This is a genomic window from Streptomyces sp. NPDC030183 (assembly GCF_055573455.1).
Map to the genome: position 1 here is coordinate 84171 of NZ_JBVIBK010000009.1, position 14461 is coordinate 98631.

The 14461-nt window shown below is 71.8% G+C and carries 12 protein-coding genes; 5 read left to right on the top strand and 7 right to left on the bottom strand.

The annotated features are described in order from the left end of the window. The first annotated feature begins 83 nt into the window (after positions 1–83). Together ACZ4Z2_RS12940 and ACZ4Z2_RS12945 are read left to right on the top strand one after the other, a co-directional pair. Positions 84–1586, top strand: coding sequence for a family 43 glycosylhydrolase (locus ACZ4Z2_RS12940; RefSeq protein ID WP_468075220.1), 1503 nt, complete (start codon positions 84–86; stop codon positions 1584–1586). A gap of 129 nt (positions 1587–1715) precedes the next feature. Beyond that, positions 1716–3164: a family 43 glycosylhydrolase gene (locus ACZ4Z2_RS12945; RefSeq protein ID WP_468075222.1), complete on the top strand. Its 1449-nt coding sequence runs from the start codon at positions 1716–1718 to the stop codon at positions 3162–3164. 28 nt (positions 3165–3192) lie between these two features. On the opposite strand, the gene ACZ4Z2_RS12950 is transcribed toward ACZ4Z2_RS12945, so the two are convergent. The 5 genes from ACZ4Z2_RS12950 to ACZ4Z2_RS12970 all read right to left on the bottom strand — a co-directional run bounded on the left by ACZ4Z2_RS12950 (position 3193) and on the right by ACZ4Z2_RS12970 (position 8696). After that, a complete protein-coding gene (locus ACZ4Z2_RS12950) occupies positions 3193–3870 on the bottom strand; it encodes a response regulator transcription factor (RefSeq protein WP_468075224.1) in 678 nt (225 codons plus the stop codon). Beyond that, positions 3867–5171 carry a sensor histidine kinase gene (locus ACZ4Z2_RS12955; protein WP_468075226.1) on the bottom strand — a complete coding sequence of 435 codons (1305 nt, stop codon included), beginning with the start codon at positions 5169–5171 and terminating at the stop codon, positions 3867–3869. The genes ACZ4Z2_RS12950 and ACZ4Z2_RS12955 overlap by 4 nt, the downstream gene beginning before the upstream one ends. Positions 5172–5348: 177 nt before the next feature. Then, positions 5349–7556 carry an MMPL family transporter gene (locus tag ACZ4Z2_RS12960; protein WP_468075228.1) on the bottom strand — a complete coding sequence of 736 codons (2208 nt, stop codon included), beginning with the start codon at positions 7554–7556 and terminating at the stop codon, positions 5349–5351. A 208-nt stretch (positions 7557–7764) separates the two neighbouring features. Beyond that, positions 7765–8109 (bottom strand): MazG-like family protein, encoded by a 345-nt coding sequence (locus tag ACZ4Z2_RS12965; RefSeq protein ID WP_468075495.1) that lies wholly within the window; start codon positions 8107–8109, stop codon positions 7765–7767. A gap of 41 nt (positions 8110–8150) precedes the next feature. Next, entirely contained in the window at positions 8151–8696 is a 546-nt protein-coding gene (locus ACZ4Z2_RS12970) for a DoxX family membrane protein (protein WP_468075230.1), read from the bottom strand. A 232-nt stretch (positions 8697–8928) separates the two neighbouring features. Here ACZ4Z2_RS12970 and ACZ4Z2_RS12975 point away from each other — a divergent pair, with 232 nt between their 5' ends. Together ACZ4Z2_RS12975 and ACZ4Z2_RS12980 are read left to right on the top strand one after the other, a co-directional pair. Next, positions 8929–9255 (top strand): nuclear transport factor 2-like protein, encoded by a 327-nt coding sequence (locus ACZ4Z2_RS12975; protein WP_468075232.1) that lies wholly within the window; start codon positions 8929–8931, stop codon positions 9253–9255. 76 nt (positions 9256–9331) lie between these two features. Continuing rightward, entirely contained in the window at positions 9332–10327 is a 996-nt protein-coding gene (locus ACZ4Z2_RS12980) for an aldo/keto reductase (RefSeq protein ID WP_468075234.1), read from the top strand. A gap of 314 nt (positions 10328–10641) precedes the next feature. Here the strand turns inward: ACZ4Z2_RS12980 and ACZ4Z2_RS12985 are convergent, their stop codons facing one another. Further along, entirely contained in the window at positions 10642–11394 is a 753-nt protein-coding gene (locus ACZ4Z2_RS12985; protein ID WP_468075236.1) for an SDR family oxidoreductase, read from the bottom strand. Between the two features lie 231 nt (positions 11395–11625). Here ACZ4Z2_RS12985 and ACZ4Z2_RS12990 point away from each other — a divergent pair, with 231 nt between their 5' ends. Beyond that, positions 11626–13287 (top strand): alkaline phosphatase D family protein, encoded by a 1662-nt coding sequence (locus ACZ4Z2_RS12990; RefSeq protein ID WP_468075238.1) that lies wholly within the window; start codon positions 11626–11628, stop codon positions 13285–13287. Here ACZ4Z2_RS12990 and ACZ4Z2_RS12995 read toward each other — a convergent pair. After that, positions 13274–14314: a Gfo/Idh/MocA family protein gene (locus ACZ4Z2_RS12995; RefSeq protein ID WP_468075239.1), complete on the bottom strand. Its 1041-nt coding sequence runs from the start codon at positions 14312–14314 to the stop codon at positions 13274–13276. The genes ACZ4Z2_RS12990 and ACZ4Z2_RS12995 overlap by 14 nt on opposite strands. Positions 14315–14461 lie beyond the last annotated feature (147 nt).

Below are 14461 nucleotides of genomic sequence, written 5' to 3' on the forward strand. Positions count from 1 at the left end.
TGTTCGTGATTTCGAACATCCATGTCGAACCCTCGAACCCCCTCTTCGAACCCCCTCTGAGCCGCTCCCGGAAGGGACTTGCCGTGGTCCGCATACGAGTCCGCCACTGGGTGACCTGGGGGGCCGCGCTGGTCGCCCTCCTCGCGTCGCTCCTCACCGTCCAGCCCGCCGACACCGCCGCCGCGGCGGACGGGAGGCCCTTCACCAACCCCGTCAAGTCGCAGAAGGGCGCCGACCCCTGGCTGGAGTACTACAACGGCAACTACTACCTGGTGACCACCTCGTTCACCGGTGAGCTGACCATGCGCAAGTCGCCCACGCTCGCCGGGCTGAGCACCGCGCCGAGCGTCCAGGTGTGGTCGGACAGCACCTCCTCCCGCAACTGGAACATGTGGGCCCCGGAGATCCACTTCTTCGACGGCAAGTGGTACCTCTACTACTCCGCCGGGCCGCGCGGCTCCGCCTGCTGCGACGACCAGCGCACCCACGTCCTGGAGAGCGCGGGCTCCGACCCGATGGGGCCGTACACCTACAAGAACACCCTCACCGGCTCCAACCTCAACCCGGGCGGCTGGCTGATCGACGCCAGCGTCCTCAAGCACAACAACAAGCTGTACCTGGTCGGCAGCGGCTCGGCGGGCGGCAGCAAGCAGAGCCTCGTCATCGCGCCGCTCAGCAACCCGTACACGCTGGCCAGTTCCACCTTCACCGTCATCTCCAGCCCCACCCTCAGCTGGGAGACGCAGAGCGGCGAGGTCAACGAAGGGCCCGAGCCGCTGTACCGCAACGGGCGCACCTTCCTCATCTACTCCGCCAGTGCCTGCTGGGGCCCCGACTACAAGCTCGGGCAGCTCGAACTCACCGGCTCCGACCCGCTGCTGGCCTCCTCCTGGACCAAGAAGCAGACGCCCGTGTTCCAGCGCAGCGACGCCAACGGGGTCTACGCGCCCGGCCACAACGGCTTCTTCACCTCGCCTGACGGCACCGAGAACTGGATCGTCTACCACGCCAACGACGCGGCGAGCGACGGCTGCGACAACGGTCGTACGACGCGGGCGCAGAAGTTCACCTGGAACGCGGACGGCACCCCGAACTTCGGCACCCCGGTCGCCCTCGGCACCACCCTCGCCGGCCCCTCCGGCGAGACGGCGACCACCCCGACCGCGTACACCCTCGTCAACCGCAACAGCGGCAAGTGCCTGGACGTCAACGGCGGCAACACGGCCGACGGCACCAACATCCTCCAGTGGACCTGCAACGGCAGGGCCAACCAGAAGTGGCGTGTCGAGGACCGCGCCGACGACACCAGCCGCCTGGTGAACGTCGCCACCGGCAAGGTCGCCGACGTCGCCGAGTGCGCGACCGCCGACGGCACCGACATCCGCCAGTGGTCCTGGCTGAACAACAACTGCCAGAAGTTCCGCCTGGTCTACCTCGGCGGCGACTACGTCCGGATCGTCAACGCCGCCACCGGCAAGGTCCTGGACGTCGCCAACTGCGGCACCGCCGACGGCACCGACGTACGCCAGTGGTCCTGGCTGAACAACAACTGCCAGCAGTGGCGGCTCGTCCCCACCACCGCCTGAGCCCATGACCGCATGACCGCATGACCGCCTGAAAGACCGCATGACCGGCGGACGGCTCCGGTGTCACGTACGCCGGAGCCGTCCGCCTGTCCGCTCCACCCGCACCCCGACCGCGAAGGGCCGCCCAACATGAGACGACTCGTCAGACGGATGGTGGTGGCCGCGGCGGCGGCGCTCGCCGTCCTCACCGGTGTGACCACCCCCGCCCAGGCCGCCGCGCCCGCCTCCCCCGCCGTGACGTTCACCAACCCGATCGCGCTCCAGCGGGCCGACCCGCACATCTACAAACACACGGACGGCTACTACTACTTCACGGCCACCGTCCCCGCCTACGACAAGATCGTGATGCGCCGGGCCACCACCCTCCAGGGCCTCGCCACGGCCCCGGAGACGACCATCTGGACCAAGCACGCCAGCGGCGACATGGGCGCCCACATCTGGGCCCCGGAGATCCACTTCATCGACGGCAAGTGGTACGTGTACTTCGCGGCCGGCGCCTCCAACGACATCTGGAAGATCCGCCCGTACGTCCTGGAGTCCAGCTCCGCCAACCCGCTCACCGGCACCTGGACCGAGAAGGGCCGGATCAGCCTGCCGCTGGACACCTTCTCGCTGGACGCCACCACCTTCACCCACAACGGCACCCGCTACCTCAGCTGGGCACAGAACGACCCGGCGGTCGGCAGCGGCACCAATCTGTACCTGGCGAGGATGTCCAACCCCTGGACCATCAGCGGCAGCCCGGTGATGATCTCCAAGCCCGAGTACTCCTGGGAGACCGTCGGCCACCGCGTCAACGAGGGCCCGGCCGTCCTGCAGAAGAACGGCAAGGTCTTCATGGCCTACTCGGCCAGCGCCACCGACGCCAACTACTGCCTCGGCCTGCTGACCGCCGGCGCCACCGCCGACCTGATGAACCCGGCCTCCTGGAGCAAGACCTCCACCCCGGTCTTCACGAGCAACGACAGGACCGGCCAGTACGGCCCCGGCCACAACACCTTCACGGTCTCCGAGGACGGCAAGTCCGACATCCTCGTCTACCACGACCGCGACTACAAGAACATCAGCGGTGACCCGCTCAACGACCCCAACCGCCGCACCCGCTACCAGAAGCTGTACTGGAACGCCGACGGCACCCCCAACTTCGGCATCCCCGTCGCCGACGGGGTGACCCCGGTGCGCTTCTCCTCGTACAACTACCCGGGCAAGTTCATCCGGCACTGGGAGTACCGCGCGAAGCTGGAGGGCGACGTCACCAACCTCGCCGACTCGCAGTTCCGGATCGTCCCCGGCCTCGCGGGCAACGGCACGGTGTCGCTGGAGTCGGCGAACTTCCCCGGCTACTACCTCCGCCACAAGAACAACGAGCTGTGGGTGGAGAAGGACGACGGTACGGCTCTGTTCGACGCCGACGCCTCCTTCCACCGGCGGGCCGGTCTCGCCGACTCCGCGGCCGGGGTGTCGTTCGAGTCGTCCAACTTCCCCGGCCGCTACATCCGGCACTACGACAACCTGCTCTACACCCAGCCGGTGAGCACCACGCTCGACCGGCAGGACGCCACCTTCTACATGGAGTAGGCGCCGCGTCCCTCCCGCCCCCGGCACCTCACTCCGGCGGTGTCACCTGCACCAGGCCCGACTGGTAGGCCATCACCACCAGTTGGGCCCGGTCGCGGGCGCCCAGTTTCGTCATGGCCCGGTGGATGTGCGTGCGCACGGTCAGCGGGCTGACGTAGAGCTTCTCGGCGATCTCGTCGTTGGACAGGCCCTCGGCCGCCAGGGACATCACCTCGCGTTCCCGGGAGGTGAGGGCGGCGAGCCGCTCGGGGGCGGTCAGCGGGGTGCCGGTGGCGGGGGCGGTGAGGAAGCGGGTGATCAGGGTGCGGGTGGCGGTGGGGGAGAGCAGGGAGTCCCCGGCGGCGACCGTGCGGATGCCGTCGAGGAGGACGTCGGCGGTGACGTCCTTGCCGAGGAAGCCGCTCGCGCCGGCCCGCAGCGCCTGGGCCACGTACTCGTCGATCTCGAAGGTCGTCAGGATCAGCACGCGGGTGTCGGACAGGTCCTCGTCGGCGCAGATCACGGCCGTCGCGGTGAGTCCGTCGGTGCCGGGCATCCGGATGTCCATGAGGACCACGTCGGGACGGTGGACACGGACGAGGTCGACCGCCTCCCGTCCGTCGGCGGCCTCGCCGACGACCTCCAGGTCCGGGCAGGAGTCGATGAGGATGCGGAAGGTCGCCCGCAGCAGGGCCTGGTCGTCGGCGAGCAGCACACGGATGGTCATGCGGTCGGTTCCCGTTCGAGCTGTGGGGTGCGGGGGCGGGGGCGCAGCGGAAGATCGGTGGTGACCTCGAAGCCCCCTTCGGGCCGGTGACCCGCGCTGAGGGCGCCGCCCACGGACTGGGCGCGTTCGCGCATGCCGATGAGGCCGAAGCCGCGGCAGTTGCCGGACGCGCCGGACGCGTCGGACGCTGGAGCCGCGTCGGACGTGCCTGACGTGCCTGATGCGCCGGCCGCGGGAGCCGCGCCGCCGCCGTCGTCGGTGACCGTGATCGTCAGATGGGACTCCTCGTAGGTGAGACGGACCCGCGCCGTGTCCGCGGCGGTGTGCTTGCTGACGTTGGTCAGGGCCTCCTGCACGATCCGGTACGCGGTCAGGTCCACACCCGGGTCGAGCCGCCCCGGAGGGCCCTCCGTGGTGACGGTCACCATGAGACCGGCGGACTCGCACGCGGCGACCAGGTCGGGCAGCCGGCCCAGGCCGGGGGTGGGGGCGAGCGGCGCCTCGGGGTCGTCGGGCTGGCGCAGCACCCCGACGGTGGCCTTCAGCTCGCGCAGCGCCGACGACGTGGTGGCGGTCAGATCGGTGAGGATCCGGTGTGCCTGCTCGGGGTCGGTGCGGGTGAGGTGCGCGGCGGTGCCCGCCTGGGCGTTGGCGAGGGCCAGATGGTGGGCGACCACGTCGTGGAGGTCGCGGGCGATGCGCATCCGTTCCTCCGCGACGCGGAGGCGGGCCTCCTCCTCACGGGTGCGCTCGGCGTGCTCGGCGCGCGCCTGCACCGACTTCAGGTAGGCGCGCCGCACCTGGGTCGCCTTGCCGGTGGCGAGGGGCAGCAGCAGCCAGAAGACGGGGCCGATCGTCCTGATCAGCAGGGAGAGGTGGTCCATGGAGTCGGCGAGCACCGCCGCGAGCGTCGTCGCCCCGATGGTGACGAGGCCGTAGACGCGGGTGGTGCGCCGGTCGGTCTGGGCGGCCAGCCAGTACAGGCCCCCCATGACCGGTGCCAGCAGCAGGGGGGTGACCAGATAGCCCTGGACGACGGCGACGATCGTGCACAGCGCCGTGACGATCAGGGTGGTGCGGGGGTGGGTGCGGTGCTTGAGCAGGGCGAGACAGGACACGCCCATGACGGCGACACCGACGTTGTCCCGGTCCGGCGGGTCGGCGCCGGGCAGGGTGAGCGCGCTGCCGAGGGTCGCGCACGCCATGAGCATCGCGGCCATCGTCAGATCGATGAGGAAGCGGTGGCTCTCGGAGAACTCCTCCAGGCGGTCGGCGTAGCGCCGGTCCAGGCTGATGCTCATCGGGACTCCGGTCGGTGGGACTGGGGACCATGGTGGTCGACGTCGGGGGCGAACACCCTGGGAGCCGTCCGTGGTCTTCGCCACGGACGGCCCCGGTGGGGGGTGGTGCGGACGGCCCCGTGGGGGGTGGTGCGGACGGCTCCCTGGGGGGATGCTGACGGCCCCGGGGCGGTCGGGTCAGGTGCGGGCCACCGCGGGTTCGGCCGGCTCGGCCGGGCCGGGCTCCGCCTCGGGCCGGCGGCTGAGCGCCTCGCCCTCCACGTCGACGCGGGGCAGCGCGCGGTCCAGCCACTTCGGCAGCCACCACGCCTTGTCGCCGAGCAGCGCGAGCACGGCGGGCACGATCGCCATCCGGACGACGAACGCGTCGAACAGGACCGCCGAGGCCAGCCCGAAGCCGATCATCTTGATCATGGAGTCGCTCTCGCCGATGAACCCGGCGAACACCGCGATCATGATCAGGGCGGCGGCCACGACCACCCGGGCGCTGTGCCGGAAGCCGCTGGTGATCGCCTCGTCGGACCGGTCGCCGTGGACGTACGCCTCCCGCATCCGGGAGACGAGGAACACCTCGTAGTCCATGGCGAGGCCGAAGACGATGCCCACCAGGAAGATCGGCATCAGGCTCATGATCGGGCCGGTCTGCTCCACGCCCAGCAGTTCCGCGCCGTGGCCCTGCTGGAAGACCAGGACGACCACGCCGAGCGAGGCGAGCACCGACAGCAGGAAGCCGAGGGCGGCCTTGAGCGGCACGAGCAGCGAGCGGAACACGACGAGCAGCAGCAGGACGGCGAGGCCGACCACGACCAGCAGATACGGGACCAGCGCCGACTGCACCTTGTCGGCGATGTCGATGTTCAGCGCGGTGCTGCCGGTGACCTCGTAGGTCGCGCCCGTCTCCGACTCGATGCCGGGTCGCTCGTCCCGGATGGCCTTCACCAGGTCCTTGGTCTTCTCGTCGGTCGGCGCGGTGGCGGGTACGGCGGAGAAGACGGCGGTGTCGCCGGACTCGTTGAAGCGCGCGGGGGAGACGGACACGATGCCCTCGGTGGCGCCGATGTCCTTCGCGATCGTCTCGGCGGCGCCCTTGGCGTCGTCGGTGCCCCGGGCGTCCACGACGATCGTCAGCGGGCCGTTGAAACCGGGCCCGAAGCCCTCGGCGAGCGCGTCGTAGGCGCGGCGCTCGGTGGTGGAGGTCGGCTTGGCCTCGTCGCCGGGCATGCCCAGCTGGAGGTCGGTCATCGGTACGGCCAGCGCACCGAGACCCATGACACCGAGCAGCAGGACGGGCAGGGGCCGGCGCAGCACGAACCGGGACCAGCGGGTGCCGCCGTTGTCGCCGCCCTCCGTGAGCCGGCCGCTCCCGCGGGCCTTGCGGGCCAGTACCGCGTTGGGCCAGAACCCGAGGACGGCCGGGACCAGGGACAGCGCGATCAGCACGGCGACGACGACCGCTCCGGCGGCGGCCAGCCCCATCTTCGTCAGCATCGGGATACCGACCACGGACAGTCCGGCCAGCGCGATGACGACGGTGAGCCCGGCGAACACGACCGCCGATCCGGCGGTGCCGGTGGCGAGGGCGGTCGCCTCCTCGGGCGTACGGCCCTTGGCGCGTTCCTCGCGGTAGCGGGAGACGACGAACAGGGCGTAGTCGATGCCGACCGCGAGGCCCAGCATCATCGCCAGGGTGCCGGTCGTGGTGGACAGGCCGAGCGCGGAGGACAGGGCGAGGATGGCAGCCATGCTGACGCCGACACCGATCAGGGCGGTCAGCAGCGGCAGCCCGGCCGCGGCGAGCGAGCCGAACGTGACGAGCAGGACGACGGCGGCGATGGCGACACCGATCACCTCCGCAGCGCCGCCCGCGCCGCCCCGCTCGGACACCGCGTCGCCGCCCGCCTCGACGGTCAGCCCGGCGTCCTGGGCCCGGTGCAGCGCGCTCTCCAGGTGGGTCCTGCCGGCGTCGGAGAGTTCGCCGGGGCCGACCTCGTAGGTGACGGTCGCGTACGCCGTCGAGCCGTCCTGGCTGACGGCCCGCGCCCGGAACGGGTCGACGGCGCTCGCGACCTGCGAACCGTCGGCCAGATCGGCGACGGTCTCCTCGATCACCTTCTTGTTCCCGGCGGCGGTGACCTTCTCACCGCCGGGCGCGACGAACACGACCCGGGCGGTGGCGCCGTCGGCCGTCATGCCGGGGAAGCGCTCCTCCAGCAGGTCGAACGCCTTGTGGGACTCGATGCCCGGCATGGAGAACTCCTCGTCGGAGGCTCCCGGGGCCCGGGCGGCGCCGAGACCGACGGCACCGAGGACCGCCACCCACACGAGGGTGACGTACCAGCGTTTGCGGAAGGCCAGCCGGCCCAGCCGATAGAGGAAGGTTGCCATGGGGCGCAGGTCTCCACGTCAGATGTCTGGGATACCTGCACAGACTCCCGTTCCGGCCCCCTCCGGGTCGTCGTGCGGCTGCCGACAATCCCGCCTACTCGGAACGCAGTACGACCCGGCCACCGGATCACCCCCCGGTATGACGGGTACGGCGCCCGGGCGCGCCGGCCCGCCGCGCCTTCAGGACGCGCCGTCAGCCACGGCGGGGTCAGCCACGGCGGGGGTTCAGGGAGCGGTCCGCGACCCCGGCGAGATGGGCGGCGAGGACCTCGCGGGCGTCCGGGGCGAGGGTGCGCAACGCCACCATCGCCGTGATGATCACGTCGCACAGCTCGGACCGCACATCGTCCCAGGTGTGGGTGGTGCCCTTGCGCGGGTTGGACGCCGTGACGCCGATCACCGCCTCGGCGACCTCGCCGACCTCCTCCTGGAGCTTCAGCAGCCGCAGCAGCAACAGCTCGCGCCCGTCGTGCACACGGTTCGACTCCAGCCAGGAGTGGAGCAGTTCCACGGACTGCCAGAGGTCGTCGGGGATGTCGCTCCGCTCGTTCATGGGCATGGACGCAGCTTGTCACGCCCGCACGGAGCAGGGGGTCACTCCTCGAACAACGGCTCCTGCTCGCCCTCCTTCTGCCGGCGCACGCGCTTGGTCCGCGCGCCGATCACCAGCGCCGTGGCGGCGGCGGTGAAGGCGAGCGCCGACGGGACCATCCAGCCCCGGTCGACGACATGGTCGAGCGCGTGGTCCAGGGAGAGCCTGCCGGGGCCGGCGATCGCCAGTCCCGCGGCGGCCAGGCCCAGGGTCGCGGCGTACTCGTAGCCGCCGCTCGCGTTGAAGAAGCCGTTGGGCGTGTGCACCGCGGCGGCGCCCGCCATGGCGCCGGCCGCGGCGGCACCGGCGGCCGGGGTGGCGAGGCCGAGGGCGAGCAGAGTGCCGCCGCCCGTCTCGGCCAGGCCCGAGGCGGTGGCGCTCGCCTTGCCCGGCGCGTAGCCCACCGACTCCATGAAGGCGCCGGTCCCTTCGATGCCGTGCCCGCCGAACCAGCCGAACAGCTTCTGCGTCCCGTGCGCGGCGAGGACCCCGCCCGCGCCCAAGCGGAGGAGCAGCAGGCCCAGGTCACGTCGGTCGAATGTGGTCACGGTGACTCCCGGAACGGACGGTGGCGATCGGACGGTTTCCCCTCCCGCGTATCCACGGTCGCACCGACGACCCGCCGAGGGGGCCGCCCGCGCGGCCGTTCGAGTGGTGCGGCCCGTGAGGCCGGGTCCCGCGCCCGCCACGCCCCCGTCGTGCGGGTGCCCGTCTCGCACTGCCCACCCCGCCGCGCGCCTCCGGTGGCGGGCGCGTCCCCGCGGTGTGAGGCTGACCGGCATGACGATCGCACCCGCCAGACTCAGTGACCCGACCGTCCGCGCCTTCGTCAACGCCGTGAACGCGCACTACCGCGACGCCTTCATGGCCCTCCTCGCCGACGACGCGACCATGTCGGACGACGGCTCCGACCGGGACCTCGCGGACTGGACCGACCGGGAGATCTTCTCCTCCCACGGCCACATGGAGGTCCAGCGCGAGTCCGACGGCGGCCGCGCCCTGGTCGCCACCTACCGCAACGACACCTGGGGCGAGATGCGCACCGCCTGGCGTTTCACGGTGTCGGAGGACGGCAGGATCTCCCGCTTCGAGACCGGCCAGGCCTGACCGCCGGCCCGTCCACGAAGCTTTTCTCCGCAAGGGCTTGCCTTCGTGTGCGCTCCAACTCCTACCGTCCTCGGTCATGGAGACGAACACGTACACCAGGACCCTCGGCCGCAGCGGTATCCAGGTCAGCGGCCTCGGCTTCGGCTGCTGGGCCATCGGCGGCGAGTGGCAGTCCGCGGACGGGCAGCCGCTCGGCTGGGGCAGGGTCGACGACGAGGAGTCCGTACGGGCCGTGCGCCGCGCCCTGGACCTCGGGGTCACCTTCTTCGACACGGCCGACGTGTACGGCGCGGGCCACAGCGAACGCGTCCTCGGCCGCGCTCTCGGCCGGCGCCGCGCGGACGTCGTCGTCGCCACCAAGTGGGGCAACGTCTTCGACGAGGGCACCCGCACCCTCACCGGACAGGACGACACCCCGGCCCACGCCCGCCGCGCCCTCACCGCCTCCCTCGACCGCCTCGGCACGGACCACGTCGACCTCTACCAGCTCCACCTCTCCGACGCCGACCCCGAGCGGGCAGCCGAACTCCGCGACATGTGCGAGGAGTTCGTCCGCGAGGGCCTGATCCGGGCGTACGCGTGGAGCACCGACGACCCGCACCGGGCCGCCGTGTTCGCGAAGGGCACGCACTGCACGGCCGTACAGCACCGGCTGAACATCCTCCAGGACGCCCCCGAACTCCTCTCTCTGTGCGAGGAGTCGGACCTGGCGAGCGTCAACCGCAGCCCTCTCGCCATGGGCCTGCTCACCGGCAAGCACACCCCGGGGCGCGCCCTCGCGGCCGGTGACATCCGCAGCACCCCGCCCGCCTGGCTGCCGGGCTTCACCGCGGACGGCGGGGCGGACCCCGAGTGGCTCGGCCGGGTCGAGGCCCTGCGGGAGATCCTCACCAGCGAGGGCCGTACCCTCGCCCAGGGCGCCCTCGCCTGGATCTGGGCCCGCAGCCCGCGAACCGTGCCCATCCCCGGCTTCCGCTCGGTCGCCCAGGCGGAGGAGAACGCGGGCGCCCTCGCGAAGGGGCCGCTCACCGCGGACCAACTGGCCGAGGTCGACCGGATCCTGGGGCGCTGAGCCGCCCGCACGGCGGCGGGGCGGCGGGGCGGTATGGCGGGGCAACGGTGGCGGGGCGGTATGGCGGGGCAACCGTCCCGTGCTCCGGTGCACACCTCGCGGTCCCACGCGAGGTCCGCCCCCTTCCGGGGCACGGGACGGCTGCCCCCTCCCCCCTCGGTGTGGTGACGGAAGCCGTCTCCTCCACCTGTGAAGCCAAGATGTGAAGCTCCGGTGGAGGAGTGATGAGCATATGACTCCCACGTGCTCGAATAGCCCGGAGTAGCAGCTTCCGTTTGTGCAGGTTGAGTCCTGGACCAGTGGCCCGGCAGGGCTCAGCCGCGCCCCACGTACGGCATCGTCGTCGCCATCACCGTCGCGAACTGCACATTCGCCTCCAGGGGCAGCTCCGCCATGTGTCGGACCGTGCGGGCCACATCGGCGACGTCCATCACGGGTTCGGCCATGAGCTGCCCGTTCGCCTGGAGAACGCCCCGGCTCATCCGCTCGGTCATGTCGGTCGCCGCGTTGCCGATGTCGATCTGCCCCACCGCGATGCCGTACGGCCGGCCGTCGAGCGAGAGCGACTTGGTCAGCCCCGTCAGCGCGTGCTTGGTCGCCGTGTAGGCCACCGAGTGGGGGCGGGGTGTGTGCGCGGAGATGGAGCCGTTGTTGATGATCCGCCCGCCCCGCGGGTCCTGCTCCTTCATCTGCCGGTACGCCGCCTGGGCGCACAGGAACGCCCCGTTGAGGTTGGTGTCCACCACATGCCGCCAGGCCGCGTAGTCCAGCTCCTCCACCGGCACCCCGCCCGGCCCGAACGTCCCCGCGTTGTTGAACAGCAGGTCCAGCCGCCCGAACCGCTCCCGCACGGCGGCGAACAGCGCCGCCACCTCCTCCGGCCGTGAGACGTCCGTGCGGACGCTCAGCGCCCGGGGCGCCCCGTCCGCCGTCTCGACCAGCTTCTCCTCCCGGCGCCCCGCCAGCGCCACCGACCACCCGGAGGCCAGCAGCTCCAGGGCCACGGCACGCCCGATACCGGAGCCCGCACCCGTCACGATCGCGATCTTCGTTCCCTCGGTCCTCATGGGCCCGCAGCGTAAGGGAGGGGGCGCGGCGGACCGGGCAGGCGGGGTGCGGCGGACCGGGCAGGCGGGGGCGCGGCGGACCGGGCAGGCGGGGGCGCGCCGGACCGGGCGTGCGGGGGCCGGACATATGGAACTCATGCGTCCGCCACCTGGCTGTTGTGTACGGGACAGAAGATCGTCGAACCTGGCCACTCCAATGCTCATGGACAACTACCTTCAGGAGAAGGCCAGATGACCCACGCAGCCCACAGGGCGACCCGGCCGCACTCGTCCCATTCGGCCGAACTGCGTGCCGCAGCACGCCACTTCGACCGCCGCCGCTTCCTCACCCTCACCGGCGCCGCCGCCGCGCTCGCCCTCGCCACCAACCTCCCGGCGGCGGGCGCCGCGGCCGCCGCCGAACTGGACCCGCGCCACATCACCGAGAACCCCTTCACCCTCGGCCTGGCCTCCGGCGACCCGCTGCCCACCTCCGTGCTCCTGTGGACCCGGCTCGCCCCCAAACCGTACGAGCCCGACGGCGGTATGCCCGCCGAACGCGTCATCGTCCGCTGGGAGATAGCCCGCGACGAGGACTTCCGGCGCGTCGTCAGACGCGGCGCGGCCATCGCCCACCCCGAGTTCCACCACACCGTCCACGTCGAGGTCCCCTACCTCGACCCGGGCCGCGAGTACTACTACCGCTTCCGCGCCGGCTCCTGGATCAGCGACACCGCCCGCACCCGCACCGCCCCCGGACGCGGCCATCTGAGCGGCGTCTCCGGGCTCTCCTTCGCGGCCGTCTCCTGCCAGCGGTACGACCAGGGGTACTACACCGCCTACCGGCACCTCGCGAACGAGGACATCGATGTCGTCTTCCACCTGGGGGACTACCTCTACGAGTACGCCGTGAACGCCGCCGGCGGCGCCCGCAACTACACCGACCGCGTCCTGCCCGCCCACTTCAACCACGAGACCGTCACCCTGGAGGACTACCGGCTGCGGTACGCCCTCTACAAGACCGACCCCGACCTCCAGGCCGCGCACCGCGCGCACCCCTTCGTCGTCACCTGGGACGACCACGAGACCGAGAACAACTACGCCGGCGACAACGACGAGCACGACAGCCCGCCCGAGGAGTTCCTGCTGCGCCGCGCCGCCGCCTACCGCGCCTACTGGGAGAACCAGCCGCTGCGCCGCCGGCAGCGGCCCGACGGCCCCGACATGCGGCTCTACCGCCGCTTCACCTGGGGCCGCCTCGCCCAGTTCGACATACTCGACACCCGCCAGTACCGCGACAACCAGGCCCAGGGCGACGGCTGGCAGATCCCCGGCCCCGAGTCCGCCGACCCGGCGCGCTCGATCACCGGCGACGAGCAGGAGCAGTGGCTGCTGGACGGCTGGGCCGACTCCGACGCCATCTGGAACGTCGTCCCCCAGCAGGTCGTGTTCTCCCAGCGCCGCAACGCCGTCGGCGAGACCTACAAGGTGTCGATGGACTCCTGGGACGGCTACCGGGCCTCCCGCGAACGCCTCCTCGCCGGCGCGGAGGACGCCGGCATCGCGAACCTGATGGTCCTCACCGGCGACGTCCACGTCGGCTACGCCTTCGACATCAAGCGCGACTTCGACGACCGCTCCTCGCGCACCGTCGGCGCGGAACTCGTCGCCACCTCCGTCAGCAGCGGCGGCAACGGCTCCGACAAGCCCGCCAACTGGGAGACGTACATGGCCGCCAACCCGCACATGCGGTTCTACAACGGCCGCCGCGGCTATCTGACGGTCTCCCTCGGCCGGACGCAGGCCCGCGCCGACTTCCACGCCCTGCCGTACGTGACGACACCGGACGCCGGCCTCACGACGGTCGCCTCGTTCGCGATGGAGGCGGGCAACCCGGGGCTCACGCCGGTGTAGCCACCAGGTCGCCGTCCCGCCGGCCGTCCTCACCGGGGTAGCGGACGCCGACGCGCTCCCGGATCGCGTCGAGCGTCCGCATCACGGCGAGGGTGCCGTCCAGCGGGACCAGCGGGGACTCGGTCTCGCCGGCCCGCAGCGCCCGCATCACCTCGGTCGCCTCGTGCCGGAAGCTGTTGCGGGGACCGTCGGCCGGGGCCGCCGCGAAGGTCTGCGGCTCCCGGCCGTCGCGGTGCAGCACGAAGTGGTCCGGGTAGAAGAAGCCGTTCGGAATGTCGATGCGGCCCCGGGAGCCGGTGACCGACGCCGAGGTGGCCGTACCGCCGACGATGGAGCAGTGCACCGAACCGATAGCGCCGCTCTCCCAGGTGAGCAGTGCTCCCGTCTGGAGATCGACGCCCTCGTCCGAGAGCACCGCTCTCCCCGTGACGTCCGAGGGCTCCCCGAGCAGCAGCTGTGCGAACGAGATCGGGTACACCCCGAGGTCGAGCAGCGCCCCTCCGCCCTGCGCGGGGTCCCGCAGCCGGTGCGACGGCGGGAACGGCCCCGCCAGCCCGAAGTCCGCCTGCACGGTCCGCACGTCACCGATCGCGCCGTCCCGCACCAGCTCCGCGAGCCGCCGGACCAGCGGATTGCAGTACATCCACATGGCCTCCATCAGGAACCGCCCGCGCCCCCGCGCCAGCGCGACCAGCTCCTCGGCCTCCCGCACGTTCAGCGTGAACGGCTTCTCGCACAGCACACCCCGGCCCGCCTCCAGACACATCCCGGCGGCCACCCGGTGCGCCGAGTGCGGCGTGGCGACGTACACCACGTCGACGTCCTCGTCCTCGGCGAGCGCGCGCCACTCTCCGTACGCCCGCGGTATCCCGAACCGTTCGGCGAACGCCTTCGCCGACTGCTCGCTGCGCGACGCGACCGCCACGACCTCGGCGTCCGGCAGATCGACGAGATCGGCCGTGAAGCTCGCGGCGATCCCTCCGGTCGCCAGAATCCCCCACCGCACCCGTCCGTCGTCCCGCGCCATCGCCACCCCTGTCCTAGGCCCCTGGGCGCGGTGGTGACCCCGCCCACGTCGTACGAGCTGAGAGCATAGGTGGCGGACCGAACGGACAGGGAGGGGCACATGCCCGAGGGGCACATACCGGGCTCGGCGGCGGCCGAGTCGCACACG

Coding starts and splice junctions, on each gene's coding strand:
- ACZ4Z2_RS12995 (WP_468075239.1), bottom strand. CDS start 14,314: ATGGCGCGGGACGACGGACGGGTGCGGTGGGGGATTCTGGCGACCGGA.
- ACZ4Z2_RS12960 (WP_468075228.1), bottom strand. CDS start 7,556: ATGGCAACCTTCCTCTATCGGCTGGGCCGGCTGGCCTTCCGCAAACGC.
- ACZ4Z2_RS12945 (WP_468075222.1), top strand. CDS start 1,716: ATGAGACGACTCGTCAGACGGATGGTGGTGGCCGCGGCGGCGGCGCTC.
- ACZ4Z2_RS12990 (WP_468075238.1), top strand. CDS start 11,626: ATGACCCACGCAGCCCACAGGGCGACCCGGCCGCACTCGTCCCATTCG.
- ACZ4Z2_RS12965 (WP_468075495.1), bottom strand. CDS start 8,109: ATGAACGAGCGGAGCGACATCCCCGACGACCTCTGGCAGTCCGTGGAA.
- ACZ4Z2_RS12975 (WP_468075232.1), top strand. CDS start 8,929: ATGACGATCGCACCCGCCAGACTCAGTGACCCGACCGTCCGCGCCTTC.
- ACZ4Z2_RS12950 (WP_468075224.1), bottom strand. CDS start 3,870: ATGACCATCCGTGTGCTGCTCGCCGACGACCAGGCCCTGCTGCGGGCG.
- ACZ4Z2_RS12985 (WP_468075236.1), bottom strand. CDS start 11,394: ATGAGGACCGAGGGAACGAAGATCGCGATCGTGACGGGTGCGGGCTCC.
- ACZ4Z2_RS12955 (WP_468075226.1), bottom strand. CDS start 5,171: ATGAGCATCAGCCTGGACCGGCGCTACGCCGACCGCCTGGAGGAGTTC.
- ACZ4Z2_RS12980 (WP_468075234.1), top strand. CDS start 9,332: ATGGAGACGAACACGTACACCAGGACCCTCGGCCGCAGCGGTATCCAG.